The following is a 20,775-nucleotide window of genomic DNA, read 5'->3' on the forward strand; positions in this document are numbered from 1 at the left end:
GTTCAGAATCCCTCCGGCGCGCGGAGGTGGAAATCGGTCGCCTGCTGGAAGGCATGTGCCGCGTGCAGCAGCTGCGCCTCCTGCCAGTAGTTGCCGATCAGCTGCAGGCCCACGGGCAGACCGGAAGGACTGCCCTTCTCGGCGTTCTGCATGCCGGCCCCGCCAAAGCCGGCCGGCACGCTCATGCCGGGCAGCCCGGCCAGGCTGGCCGGCAGCGTGAAGATGTCGGCCAGGTACTCGGCCACCGGATCGGTCTGCGAGCCGATCGCGCGCGCCACCGTCGGCGCCACCGGGCCGGCGATCAGGTCGCAATGCTCGAAGGCGGCCTGGAAGTCGTCGGCGATCATGCGGCGCAGCTTCTGCGCCTGCAGGTAGTAGGCGTCGTAGTAGCCGTGGCTCAGCACGTAGGTGCCGATCATGATGCGGCGCTTGACCTCGGCGCCGAAGCCCTCGCTGCGGCTCTTGCGATAGAGCTCGAGCAGGTCCTCGGCATCCTTGGCGCGATGGCCGTAGCGCACGCCGTCGAAGCGGCTCAGGTTCGAACTCGCCTCGGCCGGCGCGATGATGTAGTAGACCGGGATCGAGAGTTCGGTGCGCGGCAGGCTGACGTCGACCAGCGTAGCGCCGAGTTGCTCGTACTGCGCCAGCGCGGCCTTGACGGCGGCATCCACATCCGCCGCGACACCGGTACCGAAGAACTCGCGCGGCACGCCGACGCGCAGGCCCTCGAGCGGCCGCGACTCGGTCGCACCTGCGCGCGGCGTACGCAGCGCGGCCGCGAAGTCCGGCACCGGCTGCTCGGCGCTGGTCGAGTCGCGCTCGTCATAGCCGCTCATCGCCTGCAGCAGCAGCGCGCAATCCTCGGCGCTGCGCGCGATCGGCCCGGCCTGGTCGAGGCTGGAGGCGAAGGCGATCATCCCGTAGCGCGAGCAGCGGCCATAGGTCGGCTTGATGCCGGTGACTCCGGTCAGCGCGGCCGGCTGGCGCACCGAGCCGCCGGTGTCGGTGCCGGTGGCCGCGGGCAGCAGGCGCGCGGCCACCGCCGTCGCCGAGCCGCCCGAGGAGCCGCCGGGGATGCGCGTCGTATCCCACGGGTTGTGCACGGCACCGAAGGCCGAGTTCTCGTTGGCGCCGCCCATCGCGAACTCGTCGCAGTTGAGCTTGCCGACGCAGACGGTGCCGGCGGCCTTGAGCTTGGCCACGACGGTCGCGTCGAAGGGCGAGCGGTAGCCGCCGCTCTGGCCGACCAGGATCTTCGACGCCGCGGTGCTCGTGAAGTCGGTGCTGACGAAGATGTCCTTGTGCGCCAGCGGCACGCCGTCGAGCGTGCCGAGCGACTGGCCGGCGGTGCGGCGTGCGTCGGCGGCGCGCGCCTGCGTCAGCGCCTGATCGCGGTCGACGACCAGGAAGGCACCGAGCGATTGATTCGCGTCGATACGGCCCAGCAGGTGCGTCGTCAGCTCGGCACTCGAAAAGCGCTTCGCTTCGAGGCCGGTGGCAATCTCGGCGACGCCGAGTTCGTGAAGTTGCTTGCTCATGGGTCTGGAGACGGCCTTACTCGATCACGCGCGGCACGAGGTAGAGACCCTCCTCGACGGCGGGCGCGCTGCGCTGGTTGAGCTCGCGCTGGTTGGTCTCGGTCACGGCGTCGCCGCGCAGCCGCAGCTCGACCTCGCCGATCGCCGACAGCGGCGTGTAGAGCGGGGTCACGCCGGTGGTGTCGACCGCGCGCATCTTCTCGACGATGTCGAAGAAGCCGTTGAGCTGGCTGAGCATCGCAGCCTGTTCGGCCGGGCTCAGTTCGAGCCGGGCCAGCAGCGCGATGCGGCTCACGTCGGAGGGGGTCAGGGCCATGGTCGGGGAGGGTTCTGGAGCATCGGCGTGGCGGGCTTCGCGAAAGGCGCGAAACAGTTCGCTACAGACGCGTGCAAAGCCTGTGGCGGCGCGGGTTTGGCAGGGTTCGTCGGGTATTATCTCCGGCGATTCGAGGCTGGCTTGTCCACAGGTTGCTCGTGCTGTGCCATACCGGCGGCGGCGTGCCTCGTACGAGACCGGCTTTACCACCCCCTACACCCGGCGCCGCCAGCGCCGTCGCAGCTGTTGCGCAAGCGCGCAGTTCCGGCCCCGCAGGCGCCTCGAATTCACCCGTCATGTTCGGATCCTTCCGCCGCTACTTCTCGACCGATCTCGCGATCGACCTCGGCACCGCCAACACGCTGATCTACGTCCGCGGCAAGGGCATCGTCCTCGACGAGCCCTCGGTCGTGGCGATCCGCCACGAGGGTGGCCCCAACGGCAAGAAGACGATCCAGGCGGTCGGCGCCGAGGCCAAGGCGATGCTCGGCAAGGTGCCCGGCAACATCGAGGCGATCCGCCCGATGAAGGACGGCGTGATCGCCGACTTCACCGTCACCGAGCAGATGCTCAAGCAGTTCATCAAGATGGTGCACCCGCGCTCGGTGCTCAAGCCGAGCCCGCGCATCATCATCTGCGTGCCCTGCGGCTCGACCCAGGTCGAGCGGCGCGCGATCCGCGAGTCGGCGCTGGGTGCCGGTGCCTCCGAGGTGTACCTGATCGAGGAGCCGATGGCCGCCGCGATCGGCGCCGGCCTGCCGGTCAGCGAGGCCTCGGGCTCGATGGTCGTGGACATCGGCGGCGGCACCACCGAGGTCGGCGTCATCTCGCTCGGCGGCATGGTCTACAAGGGCTCGGTCCGCGTCGGCGGCGACAAGTTCGACGAGGCCATCATCAACTACATCCGGCGCAACTACGGCATGCTGATCGGCGAGCCCACCGCCGAGTCGATCAAGAAGAACATCGGCAGCGCCTTCCCGGGCTCCGAGGTCAAGGAAATGGAAGTCAAGGGCCGCAACCTCAGCGAGGGCGTGCCGCGCAGCTTCACGATCAGCAGCAACGAGATCCTCGAGGCGCTGACCGACCCGCTCAACCAGATCGTCTCCAGCGTGAAGAACGCGCTCGAGCAGACCCCGCCCGAACTCGGCGCCGACATCGCCGAGCGCGGCATGATGCTCACCGGCGGCGGCGCGCTGCTGCGCGACCTCGACCGCCTGCTGGCCGAGGAAACCGGCTTGCCGGTGCTGGTGGCCGAGGACCCGCTGACCTGCGTGGTGCGCGGTTGCGGCATGGCGCTGGAGCGCATGGAGCGCCTCGGCGCGATCTTCACTTCCGAGTGAGTCGCCAGCTGCTCGATCCGGGCCGGCGCGTCGCGGACGTGGCCGGCCTTGTCATATCCGGCACTCGTCCCGAACTCCCCTCCCCCATCGTCTAGCGCGAGTTGTTCATGCCGCTGGGCACCCTGGATCGCACCCCGCCACCCTTCTTCAAGCAGGGCCCGTCGGCGCTGACCAAGCTGGTCTTCTTCGCGGCGCTGGCGCTGTTCCTGATGGTGGCCGACACCCGCTTTCGGCTCACCGGGCCGCTGCGCGCGACCGTCGCGACGGTGCTGCATCCGGTCGAGCTGGCGCTGCTGGCGCCGGTGCGCGGCTGGATTGCGGCGAGCGAGTATCTGGGCGGCCTGCAGCAGGCGCGCGAGCGCGAGGACCGCGCATTGCAGCAGCAGGCCGGCGTGGCCGAACGCGCGCTGCGCACCGAACAGCTGGCCGCCGAGAACGAGCGCCTGCGCGAGCTGCTCGAGCTGCGCAACGCGCTCAAGGTGCGTGGCACCGCGGCCGAGCTGCTCTACGAGGCCTCCGACCCCTACTCGCGCAAGATCGTCATTGACCGCGGCGCCAAGGACGGCATCGTCACCGCCTCGCCGGTGGTCGACGCGGCCGGCGTGCTGGGCCAGGTCACGCGGGTCTATCCGCTGATGTCGGAGGTCACGCTGCTGACCGACAAGGACGCCGCGGTGCCGGTGCTCAACACCCGCACCCAGGTCCGGGCGGCGGCCTTCGGCGATCCCGGCTCGGTGGCTGCCGGCGCCGGCATGGAGTTGCGCTTCATGGCCAGCAATGCCGACCTGCAGGCCGGCGACGCGCTGGCCACCTCGGGCATCGATGGCGTCTACCCGCCGGGTCTGCCGGTCGGCCGCATCGTCGGCGTCGACCGGCGTGCCGGCTCGACCTTCGCCAAGGTCAGCGTGGTGCCGGTGGCGCGGCCCGACAGCGTGCGCCATGTGCTGGTACTCGAGCCGATGGCGCAGCAACTGCCACCACGGCCGGAGGAGGCTGCCACCAGCGCGCCACCGCCGCGCCGGCCGGCGCGCGGCGCGAGCCGTCCGGGGCAATCCGACCGCGACCTGGGGGCACGCCGATGATCATGCAGACCCTTTGGCCCCCACGCTCGCGGGGCTCGCTGCCCCCCAAGGGGGCGCGGTCCGGCTTGGGGCGGACCGGCGCCGGTCCGGGGGGCGCGTCATGATCATGCCGCGCGGTTCGGACCAGCTCCTGCTGCCGGTCAACCCGGTCTTCATGTGGGCGTCGTTGCTGGTGGCCTTCGGGCTCAACCTGCTGCCGCTCGGGCGGCTGGCGGCGATGCCCGACTTCCTGGCCCTGGTGCTGGTGTTCTGGAACGTGCACCAGCCGCGCCGCGTCGGCATCGGCGTGGCCTTCGTCTTCGGCCTGTTCATGGACGTGCACGAGGGCGCGCTGCTCGGCCAGCACGCGCTGGCCTACACGCTGCTGAGCTTCTTCGCGACCACCATCCATCGCCGCGTGCTGTGGTTCAGCCTGCCGGCGCAGGCGCTGCAGATCCTGCCGCTGTTCTTCGCCGCGCATGCGGTTTCGACGCTGGTGCGGCTGGCCACCGGCGGCACCTTCCCCGGCTGGAACCTTTTGCTGGCGCCGCTGCTCGAAGCGCTGATGTGGCCGCTGGTATCGCTGGCCCTCCTGGCGCCTCAGCGCCGCCCCCCCGACCCCGACCAGAACCGACCCATTTGACGGGCTGTGGCCGCCGCACGACCGCTGTCGCGCCGCCTGCCGCATGATTGCCGCGCATGACCGAACTCAAGAACCTAGAGCGTGAAATCGGCAAGTTCCGCTTCCGGCTGTTCGTCGCGGCCGGCGCGGTGCTGCTCGGCTTTTCGCTGCTGGTCGCGCGCCTGGTCTGGCTTCAGGTCGTGCGCCACGACGATCTTTCGACGCAGGCCGAGAACAACCGCATCGCGGTGCTGCCGATCGTTCCCAACCGCGGCCTGATCCTCGACCGCAACGGCGTCGTGCTGGCCAACAACTACTCGGCCTACACGCTGGAGATCACGCCCAGCAAGACCGAGGACCTCGAGCAGACCATCGACCAGCTGGCCGAGCTGGTCGAGATCACGTCGCGCGACCGCAAGCGCTTCAAGCGCCTGATGGACGACGGCAAGAGCTTCGAGTCGCTGCCGATCCGTACCAAGCTCAGCGACGAGGAGGTCGCGCGCTTCACCGCGCAGCAGTTCCGCTTTCCGGGCGTCGAGATCAAGGCCCGGCTGTTCCGCTACTACCCCTACGGCGAGCTCGCCAGCCACGTGCTGGGCTATATCGGCCGCATCAACCAGGCCGAGAAGGAAGCGATCGACGAGACCGACGACGCCGCCAACTACAAGGGCACCGAGTACATCGGCAAGCTCGGCATCGAGCAGAAGTACGAGGATGAACTGCACGGCCTGACCGGCTTCGAGGAGGTCGAGACCAGCGCCGGCGGGCGTGCGGTGCGCCGCCTGCGCGCCACCTCGGCGACTCCCGGCAACACGGTCAAGCTGTCGATCGACATCAAGCTGCAGGCGCTGATCGAGGAGATGTTCGGCGATCGTCGCGGCGCGCTGGTCGCGCTCGATCCGCGCACCGGCGAGGTGCTGGCCTTCGTCAGCAAGCCCACCTTCGACCCCAACCTCTTCGTCGACGGCATCGACGTCGAAAGCTGGAAGGAGCTCAACGAGAGCATCGACAAGCCGCTGCTGAACCGGGCCTTGCGCGGCACCTACCCGCCGGGCTCGACCTTCAAGCCCTTCATGGCGATCGCCGCGCTCAACAGCGGCAAGCGAACGCCGAGCCAGACGATCATGGACAACGGCTCGTTCTGGTTCGGCAACCACAAGTTCCGCAGCCACGGCGACGGTGGCCTCGGCGTGGTCGACATGTACCGCTCGATCGTCAAGTCGAGCAACGTCTACTACTACCAGCTCGCCGCCGACATGGGCGTCGACCTGATGCACGACGAGCTCGATCCCTTCGGCTTCGGGCGCCGCACCGGCATCGACCTCAACGGCGAGGTGACCGGCGTGCTGCCTTCCACCGCCTGGAAGAAGAAGGCCTACAAGAAGCCCGAGCTGCAGCGGTGGTACGCCGGCGAGACCATCTCGCTCGGCATCGGCCAGGGCTACAACAACTTCACGATGCTGCAGCTGGCCTACGCGATGGCCACGCTGGCCTCCGGCGGCCAGCGTTTCGAGCCGCGCGTGGTGCGCGAGATCGAGAACGTGGTCACGCGCGAGCGCCGCATCGTGGCCAGCAGCGCGATCGAATCGATTCCGCTCAAGCCCGAGCATGTCAGCGTGGTGCGCAAGGCGCTCCACGGCGTGACGCAGGAAGGCACCGCCGCGCGCGTCTTCGCCGGCGCGCCGTACCAGAGCGGCGGCAAGACCGGCACCGCGCAGGCGGTCGGCGTGCGGGCCGACGCCAAGTACGACAAGAACAAGATCGGCGAGTACCTGCGCGACCACTCGCTCTACACCGCCGTGGCGCCGGTCGACGATCCGCAGGTGGCGCTGGCGGTGATCGTCGAGAACGCCGGCTTCGGCGCCGAGGCGGCGGCGCCGATCGCGCGTCGCGTGCTCGACTACCTGCTCGCCGGGCGCTACCCGAGCGCCGAGGACATCGCGCTGGTGCGCGAGGGCAAGGGTGCAGCGCCGACCGGCGTCTCGCGCCTCGTGGCCGAGATGCCGCTGCCGCCGGTCGGCGGCGCCGGCAGTGGCGCGACCGCGGTGGCCGAGGCGGGCAGCGCGGAGGCAGCGCCCGCGGCCGCGTCGGCGCCGGTGGCGCCGGCTGCATCTGCGCCGCCGGCCGCCGCCAAGCCGGCCCCGCCGCGTGCCTCGGCCCCGGCGCGGGTCGCGGTGCATGTCCCGACCGGCGGGGCTCCGCGATGAGCAGCAGCATCGTCTTCGAGAAGCCCTCGCTGTGGCAGCGCATCGCGCCGATGTTCGACTTCGACGGTCCGCTGCTGCTGGCGGTGGCGCTGCTGGCCGCGGCCGGCCTGCTGACGATGTATTCGGCCGGCTTCGACCACGGCACCCGCTTCGTCGACCATGGCCGCAACATGCTGCTGGCCGGTGGCGTGATGTTCATGGTGGCCCAGCTCTCGCCGCAGCAGTTGCAGCGGCTGGCGGTGCCGCTCTACGTGGCGGGCGTGGCGCTGCTGGTCGCGGTGGCGCTGTTCGGCATCACCAAGAAGGGCGCCACGCGCTGGCTCAACCTCGGCGTGGTGGTGCTGCAGCCGAGTGAGATGCTGAAGATCGCGATGCCGCTGATGCTGGCCTGGTGGTTCCAGCACCGCGAGGGCCAGTTGCGCCCGCTCGACTTCCTGGTGGCCTTCCTGCTGCTGGCGCTGCCGGTCGGCCTGATCGTCAAGCAGCCCGACCTCGGCACCGCGATCCTGGTGCTGGCCGGTGGCATCTACGTGATGTTCTTTGCCGGGCTGAGCTGGAAGCTGGTGCTGCCGGTGGTGGCGATCGGCGCCGTCGCGGTGGTGGCGCTGATCATCTTCGGCGGCGCGGCCTGCGAGAGCGGCGTGCAGTGGCCCGGCCTGCACACCTACCAGAAGCAACGCATCTGCACCCTGCTCGACCCCACCGCCGACCCGCTCGGCAAGGGCTTCCACATCCTGCAGGGGATGATCGCGATCGGCTCGGGCGGCGTCACCGGCAAGGGCTTCATGAACGGCACCCAGACCCACCTGGAGTTCATTCCCGAGCGCACCACCGACTTCATCTTCGCCGCCTTCGGCGAGGAGTTCGGCCTGATGGGCGCGATCGCTCTGCTGATCGGCTTCACCTTCCTGATCTTCCGCGGCCTGATGATCGCCGCCGAGGCGCCGACGCTGTTCTCGCGCCTGCTCGGCGGCGCGGTGACGCTGAGCTTCTTCACCTACGCGATGGTCAACATGGGCATGGTCAGCGGCATCCTGCCGGTGGTCGGGATCCCGCTGCCCTTCATCAGCTATGGCGGCACGGCGATGGTGACGTTGGGGCTGGGCCTGGGCATCCTGATGTCGATCGCGCGCTCAAGGCGGCTGATGCAGAGCTGAGCAGGAACGCACGTTTGGCCGTCGGTGGCCGACCACAAGACCACGGCGGGACCTTTGCCGACTCCTAGGATGCGTGCCGCACCTCGCGTGCGACACAAACAAACATCAGGGAGAGTTCTTCAGTGAAGCGTTTTGCGATCACCGCGCTGGCCGCGGTCTGCCTCAGCGGCTGTGCCTCGATCTTCAACGGCAGCACGCAGCCGGTCAGCTTCAAGAGCGAGCCGGCCGGCGCATCGATCAGCGTTGTCAACCGCGCCGGCGTGAACGTCGGCAGCGGCAGCACGCCGGTCACGCTCGAACTGCGGCGCGGTGCGGGCTACTTCAAGCCCGAGGTCTACAAGGTGCGCTTCGAGAAGCCCGGCTTCGCGGCCCAGGAGATCACGATTACCGGCTCGATGAGCGGCTGGTACATCGGCAACATCGTCTTTGGCGGCCTGATCGGCATGCTCGCGGTCGATCCGGTCACCGGGGCGATGTACAAGTTCGAACCGGAAGAACTCTCGGCCACGCTGCAGCCGGAGCCGGCCAAGGCCGCCCAGGCCGGTGCCAGCCTGACCGTCGTCTCGACCCTCGACCTGACACCCGAGCAGCTCAAGCGCGCGCAGCCGCTGTTGGCAGCCGCCCGCTGAGCCTCCTCAGCCCGGCCGCGCTGCGTCCTGGTCGACGCGGCGTCGCCGCTGCTTGGCGAGGAAGGTCTTCTCCACGTCCAGCGTCGACTTCACGCCGATGTCCTCGCGGTGCCGCTCCAGCCAGCGATCGGCGGCCTTGCGGCCGAGGTTGAACAGCTCTTCGAGGAAGGCGGCATCGGTGTTGAACTTGCTGCTGGCGTTGTAGGGCGCCAGGCCCTCGTCGTCGCCGATCATGTGCAGCCGCAGGTCCTTGTAGCGGCCGGGGTCGAGCCGGCCCTCGCGCACCAGGCGCGAGACGAAGGCGATCGCGCGCATCTCGCCGACCAGGCTCGCGTTGAAGGTGATCTCGCTGAGGCGGTCGATGATCTCGACGCTGCGGGTCGGCTTGCCCAGCCGCTGCAGCGGATTGATCTTGACCAGCAGCACGTCCAGCGAATCGGTCTGGTAGATCAGCGGAAAGATCGCCGGGTTGCCGGTGTAGCCGCCGTCCCAGTAGGGCTCGCCGTCGATCTCCACCGCCTGGAAGATGAACGGCAGGCAGGCCGAGGCCAGCAGCGCGTCGATGCTGAGTTCCTTGCCGGTGAACACGCGTGCCTGCCCGGTATGCACGCTGGTGGCGGCGATGAACAGCGGGATCGCGCAGTCGTGCAGCGCGTCCTCGTCCACGTGGCGCTTGAGCACCTCGCGCAGCGGGTTGAGGTTGAGCGGGTTGAACTCGTAGGGGCTGAAGGCGCGAAAGAAGCTCGAGACCCACTGGTAGCTCGGCAACTTGTCGAAGTTGAAGTTGGTCGACGTGGCGCTGGTCTGCGTGAGGCTGTAGGGCGAGAAGATCTGGCCACCGAGGCTGACCTCGCGCCAGAAGTCCTTGAGCGCGCGGCGCGCGCCGTCGCGCCCGCCGCGATGCCAGCCGGTGGCCAGCACGCCTGCGTTGAGCGCGCCGGCGCTGGTGCCGGAGATCGCGCTGAAGCTCAGGCTCTCGTCATCGAGCAGGCGATCGAGCACGCCCCAGGTGAAGGCGCCGTGCGAGCCACCGCCCTGCAGTGCGAGGTCGATCGAACGCGGCGGCGCCGGCGGCGCGGCGGGGTGTTCGGGCAGGGTGGACATCGGCGACTCCGGTGGCAGGGCCAGCATGATTCGCGCTGACCTAGGGTTTCCACCAGTCTATGGGCTATGCCCGGCGCCGGTGGCGACAACACCTTCCGGCCCTAGGGGTTTTGCTTCTACAGCGGATGCACCTCGTTCGGATCGATCTCGAGTTCGCGCAGGTCGGACTTATCGGGCGGCGCGGCCTGGAAGCGCAGCGTGAACAGCGCTCCGGGGCCGCCGGCGCCGGCCGCCTTGTTCGCGTCCTCGAGGCTGAGACTTGCGTCGTGGCGCTGGGCGATCTCGCGCACGATCGTGAGGCCGAGCCCGGAGCCGTCGACGTTGGTGCCGAGCGCCCGGTAGAAGGGCTGGAACACGAGCTCGCGCTCGGCCGCGGGAATGCCGGGGCCGGAGTCCTCGACCTGCAGCACGACCACCTGGCCGAAGGGATCGCCGATCACGCGCACCGTCACCGTGCCGCCGCGCGGCGTGTACTGCAGCGCGTTGTCGACCAGGTTGCGGATCAGCTCGCGCAGCAGCAGCGCATGGCCGAGCACGATGGCCGGGCGACCCTGCGGCCCTTCGTAGCCGAGGTCGATGCGGTGCTCGAGCGCGCGCGGCACGAAGTCGCGCACCGTTTCGGTCGCCAGGCGTGCCAGGTCGACCGGCTCGGCGCTGCTGGCGAGCTGCCGATCCTCGGCGCGCGCCATCGCCAGCAGCTGGTTCACCATGTGGGCCGCGCGCTGGCTGGACAGCGCGATCTGCTGCAGCGAGCGCTTGAGCGCCTCGGGCTCGCGCTCGCCGAGGTCGATCTCGCGCTGGGCCAGCTCGGCCTGCATGCGCAGCCCGGCCAGCGGGGTCTTGAGCTGGTGCGCGGCGTCGGCCAGGAAGCGCTTCTGGCTCGCGAAGGAATCGTCGAGCCGCGCCAGCAGGTCGTTGATCGCGCGCACCAGCGGCGCCACCTCTTCGGGCGCCTGGCGCTCGTCGATCGGGCTCAGGTCGTCGGCCGCGCGGCGGCGGATGCGGTGCTGCAGCTCGCCCAGCGGCGCGATGCCGCGCGCCAGTGCCAGCCACACCAGCAGCACCGCCACCGGCAGGATCACGAACTGCGGCAGCATCACGCCCTTGATGATCTCGGTGGCCAGCTGCGAGCGCTTGCCAAGCGTCTCGGCCACCTGCACCAGCGGCGCCTGCTCGGCGCTCACGCCCGGCAGGTCGGCCCACAGGTAGGCCACGCGCACCGGCTCGCCGTGCAACTCGTCGTCGCGAAAGCGGAGTTCGCCGGGCGCCGCGGGCGCCTCGTCCGTCGGTACCGGCAGCGAGCGGTCGCCGCTCAGGAATTCGCCGCGCGTGCCGAGCACCTGGTAGAAGATGCTGTCGACCTCGTCGGCGTGCAGCAGCGCGGCCGCCGCCGGCGCCAGTGTGAAGCCGGCCGCGCCGGCGGGCGCCACCTTGTCGACCACGACCTGGCGCGCCACGGCGCGCGTGGTCTCGCCGAGCAGGCGGTCATAGGGACGGTTGGCGATGCCCTGCGCCACCAGCCAGGTGAGCGCCACGCTCATCGGCCACAGCAGCAGTAGCGGGGCGAGCATCCAGTCGAGGATCTCGCCGAACAGGGAGCGCTGTTCGCGGGCTTGGCGGCGATGCGGCATGGGTGCGGGTCGCTCAGGGCTCAGCGACGGGCGTCTCTCACGACGCGGCCTCCGCAGCCGTGTGGCATGCAGAGCTCGAGGGGTCGGCCGCTGGCGCCGCTCGCGCTACGTCGATCCCCGCCAAGGCGGGGCCCCTCGCCGAGTGCGCTCACGGCGCGATCTTCTCCAGGCAATAGCCCAGCCCGCGCACGGTGGCGATGCGCACCGGGCCATGCTCGATCTTCTTGCGCAGCCGGTGGATGTAGACCTCGATCGCGTTGTTGCTGACCTCGTCGCCCCACTCGCAGAGCTTCTCGACCAGCTGGTCCTTGCTGACCAGGCGGCCGGAGCGCTGCAGCAACACCTCGAGCAGCGAGAGCTCGCGCGCCGAGAGTTCGATCATCTGCTCGTTGAGGTAGGCCACGCGGCCGGTGGCGTCGAAGCTCAGCGGCCCGTGCTTGATCAGCGTGGCGGCGGTGCCCAGCCCGCGGCGGGTGAGCGCGCGCACCCGCGCCTCCAGCTCGGCCAGCGCGAAGGGCTTGGCCATGTAGTCGTCGGCGCCGAGGTCGAGGCCCTTGACGCGCTGCTCCACGCTGTCGGCCGCGGTGAGGATCAGCACCGGCAGGCTCGAGCCGCGCGCGCGCAGGTTGCGCAGCACCTCCAGGCCGCTGAGCTTGGGCAGGCCCAGGTCGAGGATCACCAGGTCGAACTCGTGATCGGCGAGCGCGGCGTCGGCCTCCGAACCGGAGGCCACGTGGTCGACCGCGTAGCCGCCCTTGCGCAAGGTGCGCAGCAGGCCGTCGGCCAGCACCTGGTCGTCTTCTGCGATGAGGATGCGCATGGCCGGTCCGTCTCCTCTTGTTTGTCGGCGATTGTAGGGAGCCGCCCGAATGGTGGGCTAAAACCACTGTACAAACATCCAGCTTCGGCCATAATCGGCAGCAACGAGACCCGCCCGCGAAAGCCCTGGAGACACGCACATGGACGCCCCCGTCAAAGCCCTGAACACCGAAAAAGCCAAGGCCCTGGCGGCCGCCCTCGCCCAGATTGAAAAGCAGTTCGGCAAGGGCACGATCATGCGGCTCGGCGAGGGCGAGGTGATCGACGACATCGAGGTCGTCTCCACCGGCTCGCTGGGTCTTGATGTCGCGCTCGGCGTCGGCGGCCTGCCGCGCGGCCGGGTGATCGAGATCTACGGCCCCGAGTCATCGGGCAAGACCACGCTGACGCTGCAAGTCATCTCAGAGATGCAAAAGCTGGCCGGCACCTGCGCCTTCATCGACGCCGAGCACGCGCTCGACTCGCAGTACGCGCAGAAGCTCGGCGTCAACCTGCAGGAACTGCTGATCTCGCAGCCCGACACCGGCGAGCAGGCGCTCGAGATCGTCGACGCGCTGGTGCGCTCGGGCTCGGTCGACCTGATCGTCATCGACTCGGTCGCCGCGCTCACGCCCAAGGCCGAGCTCGAAGGCGAAATGGGCGACAGCCTGCCCGGCCTGCAGGCGCGCCTGATGAGCCAGGCGCTGCGCAAGCTGACCGCGACGATCAAGAAGTCGAACTGCATGGTGATCTTCATCAACCAGATCCGCATGAAGATCGGCGTCATGTTCGGCTCGCCCGAAACCACCACCGGTGGCAACGCGCTCAAGTTCTACGCCTCGGTGCGGCTCGACATTCGTCGCATCGGCAGCATCAAGAAAGGCGAAGAGGTCATCGGCAACGAGACCAAGGTCAAGGTCGTCAAGAACAAGGTCGCGCCGCCGTTCAAGACCGCCGAGTTCGACATCCTGTTCGGCGAAGGCGTCTCGCGCGAGGGCGAGATCATCGACATGGGCGTGATCGCCAAGGTGGTCGAGAAGTCGGGCGCCTGGTACGCCTACAACGGCGAGAAGATCGGCCAGGGCAAGGACAACAGCCGCGAGTTTCTGCGCGAGAACCCCGACATCGCGCACGAGATCGAGAACAAGGTCCGCGAGTCGCTCGGCATCTCGCTGCTGCCGCCGCGGGCCTAGCACGAGTGAGCCTGGCGCGGCAAGACGGCGTCCGCCGGCTCTGGCAGGCCTTCGAGGCGCGCGACTGGGCCGCGGCCCAGGCCCTGTTCGCGCCCGATGCCGTGTGCGACTGGTGGACCAGCGGCGAGCGCTTCACCGGCGCCGCCGCGATCGTCGGCGTCAACGCGGCCTATCCCGAGGGCTGGCACATCGAGTTGCTGGCGGTCGACGAACTGGTCGATGGCCGAATCCACAGCCTGGTGCGCGTCGATCAGGACGCCCAGAGCTTCTATGCCAACTCGTTCTTCGGCTTCGATGCCGAAGGGCGGATCACGGCTGTCGAGGAGTTCTGGGCGACCTTCGAGACACCGCCCACGTGGCGCGACGGTTTGCCTGGCCGCACGCGGTTGCCGCCGCGGCCGGCGACACTGCGCCCGACAAGTAGTTAGACGTCATGAATCCTCCGCTCTCCCGTGAACGCCGCACCCGGCTCGCCTCGTATCGAGTTCTCGCGATGGTGGTAGCTGTTCTCGGATTTGTCATCGCGCTGGAAGTGTCAGAAGGCTCAACGGATCGAGAGATGTGGGTCCTGGTTGCTCTCGCTTTCTGGGGCGTCGCTGCGATCGTCGGAATCTTGTTTGTGCCAAGGTGGTTGGCATATGTTTATAGAACAACGTGTAAGCCCAAATAGTGCGTGCGTCCCCACGCCTGGTCTGAGGTCTAACAGGTTGCTCGAGCCGACCCGCTTCGCAATTCCGCCGTCGCGGTCGGCTCAGCGCCGGCGTTGAAGGCCCCGACGCCCCGATGGCGCGCGCTGCGCAATCACTCAAGGCCAAGGCACTGGGCCTGATCGCCCAGCGCGAGCACAGCCGCGTCGAGCTGCGGCGCAAGCTGCGCATCTGGATCGAGCGGCGGCAACGTGCGCTCGCCGAAGCCGGTGCAGTGCCGGGCGCGACTGAGGCGTCCGCGGCAGCGCCGGACGTGGCCGAGATCGAGCCCCTGCTCGACTGGCTCGTGCAGCGCGACCTGCTCAGCGTCGAGCGTTTCGTCGAAACCCGAATCAATGTTCGCGCCGCCCGCTTCGGCAACCTGCGCATCCGCCAGGAGTTGGCGCAGCATGGCGTCGAACTCGATGCCGAAGCCGCGCAGGCGCTCAAGGCCAGCGAGTTCGAGCGTGCGCGCGCGGTGTGGGCGAAGCGCTTCGATGGACCGCCGATCAACGCGGCGGCGCGTGCGAAGCAGCAGCGATTCCTCGCTGCGCGCGGCTTCAGCGCTGACGTAGTACGCCGAGTGCTCGGCGGCCGCTCGGGCGACGACGACTGAAGGCGCCGGTCAGCGCCCCAGCATCAGCCTCATGTTCTGGACCGCGGCGCCGGAAGCGCCCTTGCCCAGGTTGTCCAGGCGCGCCACCAGCAGGGCCTGGCCGCGCGCGGCGTTGCCGTAGACGCGCAGCTCGAGCCGGTTGCTGTCGTTGAGCGCCTCCGGTTCCAGCTTGCCGGCTTCGGCCGCCAGCTCCGATCCGGGCACCACGCGCACGAACTCGGCACCGGCGTAGCGCGCGGCCAGCGCCGCCTCCAGGTCGCCGGGCTGCGGCCGGCCGTTGAGCAGGTCCAGATGCAGGCTCACCTGGACCAGCATGCCCTGACGGAAGTTGCCGACGCTGGGCACGAAGATCGGCCGCCGCGAGAGGCCACCGTAGCGCTGGATCTCGGGCACATGCTTGTGCTCCAGGCCGAGGCCGTAGAGCTCGAAGGGAGGCGCGCTGCCCTCCTCGTAGGCCTCGATCATCGAGCGCCCGCCGCCCGAGTAGCCGCTGACCGCGTGCACCGCCACCGGGTAGTCGGCCGGCAGCAGGCCGGCGTCGACCAGCGGGCGCAGCAGCGCGATCGCGCCGGTCGGATAGCAGCCGGGGTTCGACACGCGCCGCGCGGCCGCCACCGAGCGGGCCTGGTCAGGCGCGAGCTCGGGAAAGCCATAGACCCAGTCCGGCGCGACCCGGTGCGCGGTGCTGGCGTCGACGATCTTCGGCCCGCCGCCCGGAAGCGAATCGGCCAGCGCCGCCGATTCGCGCGCCGCGTCGTCGTGCAGGCACAGCACCACAAGGTCGACGCCGGCCATCAGCTCGCGCTTGGCGCCGGCGTCCTTGCGCCGCGTGGGGTCGATGCTGACCAGCTCGATGCCGGCTTCGCCCTGCAGGCGCTCGCGGATGCCCAGGCCGGTGGTGCCGGCTTCGCCGTCGATGAACACTCGAGCAGTTCTGGAATTCATGGCAGCTGGCCGGTTGACTAGGCAGGGAAGAGCCGAATGCTAGCGCCGACGCGCCCGATTGGTGCGGTGCACCATGCTAAAGTTTGCATCCTTCTGGCTGCCGCCCCATCCCGAGGCACCGCAGCCGCTCGACCGTCCGCCGGTCTGCCCCATGGCCCTGCCGCCCGCCGCGCCCACCCGAAGCCTCAAGCACCGCCGCAGCATCGACGTGCAGATCTTTGCGCGTGACGATGGCCTGTGGGAGGTCGACGCGCGGCTCATCGACGTCAAGACGCGCGACCTGCCGATGGCCGCCGGCCTGCGTCCGGCCGGCACGCCGCTGCACGAGATGCTGCTGCGGCTGGTGATCGACACCCGGCTCAACATCCTCGCGGCCGGCGCCCAGACCTTCTGGATGCCCTACCCCGGCCACTGCGACGCCTACGAGCGGCCCGACGGCAGCGACATCTACGCCCGGCTGGTGGGCCTGAACCTGCTCAAGGGCTTCCGCGCCGCGGTCAAGGAACGGCTCGGTGGCGCCCAGGGCTGCACCCACATCACCGAGATGAGCCAGGTGCTGCCGACCGCGGTGATCCAGGCCTTTGCCGGCGAGGTGCTCGACACCCGCGAAGGCAGCGCCGACGGCACGCCGCCGTTCCAGATCGACCGCTGCCACGCCCTGCGCAGCGACGGCGAGGCGGTGCGCCTGCACTATCCCAAGTGGTACCGCGCCCGCCCGGCCGAAGGCTCGGCGCAAAATCCGCCCCCTGTCGCGCTCTGAGTCACGGCCCGGCCGGCTCGAAGCGCACCCGAATCCTCTCTTTCTTCGTCAGCGAAAGTCCACCCATGAAGATCCACGAATACCAAGGCAAGGAGATCCTGCGCCAGTTCGGCGTGCCGGTGCCGCGCGGCATCCCCGCCTTCACCGTGCAGGAGGCCGTCGAGGCCGCACAGAAGCTCGGCGGCCCGGTCTGGGTGGTCAAGGCGCAGATCCACGCCGGCGGCCGCGGCAAGGGCGGTGGCGTCAAGCTCGGCAAGAGCATCGACGAGCTCAAGAGCCTGGCCGGCCAGATCCTCGGCATGCAGCTGGTGACGCACCAGACCGGCGCGGCCGGCCAGAAGGTCCGCCGCCTCTACATCGAGGAAGGCGCCGATATCAAGAAGGAGTACTACGTCTCGCTGGTCACCGACCGCGCGTCGCAAAAGGTCGCCTTCATCGCCTCCAGCGAAGGCGGCATGGACATCGAGGAAGTGGCCCACAGCACGCCCGAGAAGATCATCACCGAGGTGATCGATCCGCTGACCGGCCTCGGCGAGGCGCAGGCGCGCAAGATCGCCACGGCGATCGGCCTGCCCGAGGGCTCGCACGCGCAGGCGGTCGACCTGTTCCAGAAGCTCTACAAGTGCTACATGGACACCGACGCCTCTCTGGTCGAGATCAACCCGCTCAACTGCGACAGCAAGGGCAATCTGATCGCGCTCGACGCCAAGTTCAACTTCGACGCCAACGCGCTGTTTCGCCATCCGGAGATCGTGGCCTACCGCGATCTCGACGAGGAAGATCCGGCCGAGATCGAGGCCAGCAAGTTCGACCTCGCCTACATCCAGCTCGACGGCAACATCGGCTGCCTGGTCAACGGCGCCGGGCTGGCGATGGCGACGATGGACACCATCAAGCTGTTCGGCGGCGAGCCGGCGAACTTTCTCGATGTCGGTGGCGGCGCCACCGCCGAGAAGGTCACCGAGGCCTTCAAGATCATGCTGAAGAACCCCGAGGTGCGCGGCATCCTGGTCAACATCTTCGGCGGCATCATGAAATGCGACACCATCGCCGAGGGCGTGATCAGCGCCTGCAAGGCGGTCAATCTCTCCGTGCCGCTGGTGGTCCGCATGAAGGGCACCAACGAGGACCTGGGCAAGAAGATGCTGGCCGACAGCGGCCTGCCCATCATCAGCGCCGACACCATGGCCGAGGCCGCGACGAAGATCGTCGCCGCCGTCAAGTAAGCCCAGGAGAACAAGACATGTCGATCTACATCAACAAGGACACCCGCGTCATCACGCAGGGCATCACCGGCAAGACCGGCCAGTTCCACACCCGCGGCTGCCGCGACTACGCCAACGGCAAGAACTGCTTCGTCGCCGGCGTCAACCCGAAGAAGGCCGGCGAGGACTTCGAGGGCATCCCGATCTACGCCTCGGTCAAGGAAGCCGCGGGCCAGACCGGCGCGACGGTCAGCGTGATCTACGTGCCGCCGGCCGGCGCCGCCGCGGCGATCTGGGAGGCGGTCGAGGCCGACCTCGACCTGGCGATCTGCATCACCGAGGGCATCCCGGTCCGCGACATGCTCGAGGTGCGCAACCGCATGAAGGCCAAGGAGGCCGCCGGCGGCAAGAAGACGCTGCTGCTCGGCCCCAACTGCCCTGGCCTGATCACGCCCGACGAGATCAAGATCGGCATCATGCCCGGCCACATCCACCGCAAGGGCCGCATCGGCGTGGTCTCGCGCTCGGGCACGCTGACCTACGAGGCGGTGGCGCAGCTCACCGAGATCGGCCTCGGCCAGAGCTCGGCCGTCGGCATCGGCGGCGACCCGATCAACGGCCTCAAGCACATCGACGTGATGAAGGCCTTCAACGACGATCCGGACACCGACGCGGTGATCATGATCGGCGAGATCGGCGGCCCCGACGAGGCCGAGGCCGCGATGTGGTGCAAGGCGAACATGAAGAAGCCGATCGTCGGCTTCATCGCCGGCGTCACCGCGCCGGCCGGCAAACGCATGGGACACGCCGGCGCGCTGATCAGCGGCGGCGCCGACACCGCCGACGCCAAGCTCGAGATCATGGAAGCCTGCGGCTTCACCGTCACCCGCAATCCCTCGGAGATGGGCAAGCTGCTCAAGGGTCTGCTGTAATCCGGCGCCCGGTCCGCCAGCAACGGAGGCCGCGCGAGCGGCCTTTTTGCTTGCCGCCTCTGTAATTCCACGCACCCGGCGCACGCCGGCCGCTTCTACACTGGCGCGCTCAGCCTGCAACGAACAAGAGAAACCTCCATGGAACAGTTCATGGCACCCGAGTTCTGGGTCGCGGTCGGTCAGATCATCATGATCGACATCCTGCTCGGCGGCGACAACGCGGTCGTCATCGCCCTGGCCTGCCGCAAGCTGCCGCCGGACCTGCGCACCAAGGGCATCCTGTGGGGCACGGCCGGCGCGATCATCCTGCGCGTGATCCTGATCTTCTTCGCGCTGACGCTGCTGAAGATTCCCTACCTCAAGCTGGTCGGCGGCATCCTGCTGATCTGGATCGGCATCAAGCTGATGGTGCCCGACGACGAGGGCGGCCACGCCAACATCGCCGGCAGCGACCGGCTCTGGGGCGCGATCAAGACCATCATCATTGCCGACCTCGTGATGAGCGTTGATAACGTGATCGCGATCGCCGGCGCGGCCGAGGCGGCCGGTGGCGAGCACCAGATGCCGCTGGTGATCTTCGGCCTGCTGGTCAGCATCCCGATCATCGTCTGGGGCAGCCAGCTGGTGATCAAGCTGATGGACCGCTTCCCGTTCATCATCACCGCGGGCGCCATGCTGCTCGGCTGGATCGCCGGCACGATGTCGGTGACCGACCCCGCGCTGGCGCGCTTCTTCGAGCCGACCGACACCCTCAAGTACGCCTTCGGGATTGGCGGCGCGCTGCTGGTGCTGGCGCTCGGCAAGCTGATCGCCGCCCGCCGCCCGGCCAGCGCAGATCCGGCGACCCCGGTCTGAGCGCGGGCACCGCCGGACCGATGCTGACCTACATCGCGATCGCCGGCCTCGCCCTGGGTTGCGCCGGCGTTCTGGTCTGGTGGTTGCAGCGCCGCCAGGCCCGGCGCCTGCCGCCGGTACCCGGCGCGACCGGCTACGCCTCGACCACCTACGCCGACACCCAGCTGGGCGAGGGCCGCGGCGACACCATCCTCGACATGGCGCTGGCCACCGCGCCCGGCAAGCGCCTCGGCCGCTACCGCATCGAGCGCGAACTCGGCCGCGGCGCGATGGGCAGCGTGATGCTCGGCATCGCCGACGACAGCGGCCAGCCGGTGGCGCTCAAGACGATGGCGCTGTCGCGCGAGTTCCACGGCGAGGCGCTGGCCGAGGCGCGCACCCGCTTCTTCCGCGAAGCCGAGATGGCCGGCCGCCTGCGCCACGAGGGCATCGTGCGCGTCTACGAGGCGGGCGAGGACGGCGGCCTGGCCTTCATCGCGATGGAACTGCTCTCGGGCCAGGATCTCAGCGCCAACGCCCAGCCGGCCACGCTGCTGCCGGTGGCGCAGGTCGTGAGCTGCATGGCCCGGGTGGCCGATGCGCTCGACTTCGCGCACCGCCAGGGCGTGACCCACCGCGACGTCAAGCCGGCCAACATCATGGTCGACTTCGCGCGTGACTCGGTCAAGCTGACCGACTTCGGCATCGCCCACATCGCCGACGCCACCAACACCCGCACCGGGCTCGTGCTAGGCACGCCGAGCTTCATGTCGCCCGAGCAGATGGCCGGCGAGCGCGTCGACGGCCGCAGCGACCTCTATTCGCTCGGCGTCACGCTGTTCCAGCTGCTCACCGGCCGCCTGCCCTTCGAAGGCGGCTCGATGGCGTCGCTGGTGCGAGCGATCGCCAGCGAAACCCCGCCCGACGTGCGCGAACTGCGCCCGGAACTGCCCGCCATGCTGGCCGATGTCGTTGCGCTGGCGCTGCAGAAGCGTCCCGAGACCCGCTACACCACCGGCCGCGAGCTCGCCGCCGACCTACGCGCCGTGCTGGCCGGCCTGGGCGCGAACCTGGAGTCCCCGCCCCACGACCCGGGGCCGGCCGGTGTGGAATTCGACGCGCCGCCGCCACCGACGCCCGGGCACAATCGCTAGCCACCGAGCCCAGGCCGCACCAAGACGCGCCGTCGCCAAGACCACAC

20 protein-coding genes are annotated in these 20,775 nt (G+C 69.3%); 14 read left to right on the forward strand and 6 right to left on the reverse strand.

Annotated features, from left to right (window positions below):
* Positions 1-2: 2 nt before the first annotated feature.
* Complete coding sequence (gene gatA / locus EV670_RS08415; RefSeq protein WP_130431389.1) at positions 3-1,538, reverse strand: Asp-tRNA(Asn)/Glu-tRNA(Gln) amidotransferase subunit GatA; 1,536 nt, start codon at positions 1,536-1,538, stop codon at positions 3-5.
* Positions 1,539-1,554: 16 nt separating this feature from the next.
* Positions 1,555-1,854, reverse strand: coding sequence for an Asp-tRNA(Asn)/Glu-tRNA(Gln) amidotransferase subunit GatC (gene gatC / locus EV670_RS08420; RefSeq protein ID WP_130431390.1), 300 nt, complete (start codon positions 1,852-1,854; stop codon positions 1,555-1,557).
* A gap of 296 nt (positions 1,855-2,150) precedes the next feature.
* On the opposite strand from gatC, the gene EV670_RS08425 reads away from it, so the two are divergent.
* The 6 genes from EV670_RS08425 to EV670_RS08450 all read left to right on the forward strand — a co-directional run bounded on the left by EV670_RS08425 (position 2,151) and on the right by EV670_RS08450 (position 8,870).
* On the forward strand, positions 2,151-3,194 hold the full coding sequence (locus EV670_RS08425) for a rod shape-determining protein (protein WP_130431391.1): 1,044 nt from the start codon (positions 2,151-2,153) through the stop codon (positions 3,192-3,194).
* Between the two features lie 107 nt (positions 3,195-3,301).
* On the forward strand, positions 3,302-4,276 hold the full coding sequence (gene mreC, locus EV670_RS08430) for a rod shape-determining protein MreC (RefSeq protein ID WP_130431392.1): 975 nt from the start codon (positions 3,302-3,304) through the stop codon (positions 4,274-4,276).
* A 100-nt stretch (positions 4,277-4,376) separates the two neighbouring features.
* Complete coding sequence (mreD, locus tag EV670_RS08435; protein ID WP_130431393.1) at positions 4,377-4,898, forward strand: rod shape-determining protein MreD; 522 nt, start codon at positions 4,377-4,379, stop codon at positions 4,896-4,898.
* Positions 4,899-4,954: 56 nt separating this feature from the next.
* Entirely contained in the window at positions 4,955-7,084 is a 2,130-nt protein-coding gene (gene mrdA / locus EV670_RS08440) for a penicillin-binding protein 2 (RefSeq protein WP_130431394.1), read from the forward strand.
* Entirely contained in the window at positions 7,081-8,241 is a 1,161-nt protein-coding gene (gene rodA, locus EV670_RS08445; protein WP_130431395.1) for a rod shape-determining protein RodA, read from the forward strand. The genes mrdA and rodA overlap by 4 nt, the downstream gene beginning before the upstream one ends.
* Before the next feature lie 122 nt (positions 8,242-8,363).
* Entirely contained in the window at positions 8,364-8,870 is a 507-nt protein-coding gene (locus tag EV670_RS08450) for a peptidase associated/transthyretin-like domain-containing protein (RefSeq protein ID WP_130431396.1), read from the forward strand.
* Positions 8,871-8,876: 6 nt separating this feature from the next.
* Here EV670_RS08450 and EV670_RS08455 read toward each other — a convergent pair whose 3' ends face one another.
* The 3 genes from EV670_RS08455 to EV670_RS08465 form a co-directional block, all read right to left on the reverse strand.
* On the reverse strand, positions 8,877-9,974 hold the full coding sequence (locus EV670_RS08455) for a patatin-like phospholipase family protein (protein ID WP_130431397.1): 1,098 nt from the start codon (positions 9,972-9,974) through the stop codon (positions 8,877-8,879).
* Between the two features lie 116 nt (positions 9,975-10,090).
* Positions 10,091-11,605, reverse strand: a complete 1,515-nt coding sequence (locus EV670_RS08460; RefSeq protein WP_130431398.1) for a sensor histidine kinase — start codon at positions 11,603-11,605, stop codon at positions 10,091-10,093.
* Positions 11,606-11,753: 148 nt separating this feature from the next.
* Positions 11,754-12,425: a response regulator gene (locus EV670_RS08465; RefSeq protein ID WP_130431399.1), complete on the reverse strand. Its 672-nt coding sequence runs from the start codon at positions 12,423-12,425 to the stop codon at positions 11,754-11,756.
* Positions 12,426-12,564: 139 nt separating this feature from the next.
* On the opposite strand from EV670_RS08465, the gene recA reads away from it, so the two are divergent.
* From recA to EV670_RS08480, 3 genes are all read left to right on the forward strand, one after another.
* On the forward strand, positions 12,565-13,596 hold the full coding sequence (gene recA / locus EV670_RS08470; RefSeq protein ID WP_130431400.1) for a recombinase RecA: 1,032 nt from the start codon (positions 12,565-12,567) through the stop codon (positions 13,594-13,596).
* A gap of 5 nt (positions 13,597-13,601) precedes the next feature.
* Positions 13,602-14,024 (forward strand): nuclear transport factor 2 family protein, encoded by a 423-nt coding sequence (locus EV670_RS08475; protein WP_130431401.1) that lies wholly within the window; start codon positions 13,602-13,604, stop codon positions 14,022-14,024.
* Between the two features lie 355 nt (positions 14,025-14,379).
* A complete protein-coding gene (locus EV670_RS08480) occupies positions 14,380-14,898 on the forward strand; it encodes a regulatory protein RecX (RefSeq protein WP_130431402.1) in 519 nt (172 codons plus the stop codon).
* Between the two features lie 9 nt (positions 14,899-14,907).
* On the opposite strand, the gene argC is transcribed toward EV670_RS08480, so the two are convergent.
* Positions 14,908-15,843, reverse strand: a complete 936-nt coding sequence (gene argC, locus EV670_RS08485) for an N-acetyl-gamma-glutamyl-phosphate reductase (RefSeq protein ID WP_130431403.1) — start codon at positions 15,841-15,843, stop codon at positions 14,908-14,910.
* A 151-nt stretch (positions 15,844-15,994) separates the two neighbouring features.
* On the opposite strand from argC, the gene EV670_RS08490 reads away from it, so the two are divergent.
* The 5 genes from EV670_RS08490 (at position 15,995) to EV670_RS08510 (ending at position 20,728) form a co-directional block, all read left to right on the forward strand.
* The gene (locus EV670_RS08490; RefSeq protein WP_130431404.1) at positions 15,995-16,603 is read left to right on the forward strand and encodes a DUF2889 domain-containing protein; all 609 of its coding nucleotides are present in this window, start codon (positions 15,995-15,997) and stop codon (positions 16,601-16,603) included.
* Between the two features lie 65 nt (positions 16,604-16,668).
* On the forward strand, positions 16,669-17,829 hold the full coding sequence (gene sucC / locus EV670_RS08495) for an ADP-forming succinate--CoA ligase subunit beta (RefSeq protein ID WP_130431405.1): 1,161 nt from the start codon (positions 16,669-16,671) through the stop codon (positions 17,827-17,829).
* 17 nt (positions 17,830-17,846) lie between these two features.
* Positions 17,847-18,740, forward strand: coding sequence for a succinate--CoA ligase subunit alpha (sucD, locus tag EV670_RS08500; RefSeq protein ID WP_130431406.1), 894 nt, complete (start codon positions 17,847-17,849; stop codon positions 18,738-18,740).
* 138 nt (positions 18,741-18,878) lie between these two features.
* Entirely contained in the window at positions 18,879-19,595 is a 717-nt protein-coding gene (locus tag EV670_RS08505) for a TerC family protein (protein ID WP_130431407.1), read from the forward strand.
* 20 nt (positions 19,596-19,615) lie between these two features.
* Complete coding sequence (locus EV670_RS08510) at positions 19,616-20,728, forward strand: serine/threonine-protein kinase (protein ID WP_130431408.1); 1,113 nt, start codon at positions 19,616-19,618, stop codon at positions 20,726-20,728.
* Positions 20,729-20,775 lie beyond the last annotated feature (47 nt).

The organism is Rivibacter subsaxonicus (genome assembly GCF_004217215.1).
Classification (GTDB): Bacteria; Pseudomonadota; Gammaproteobacteria; order Burkholderiales; family Burkholderiaceae_C; genus Rivibacter; species Rivibacter subsaxonicus.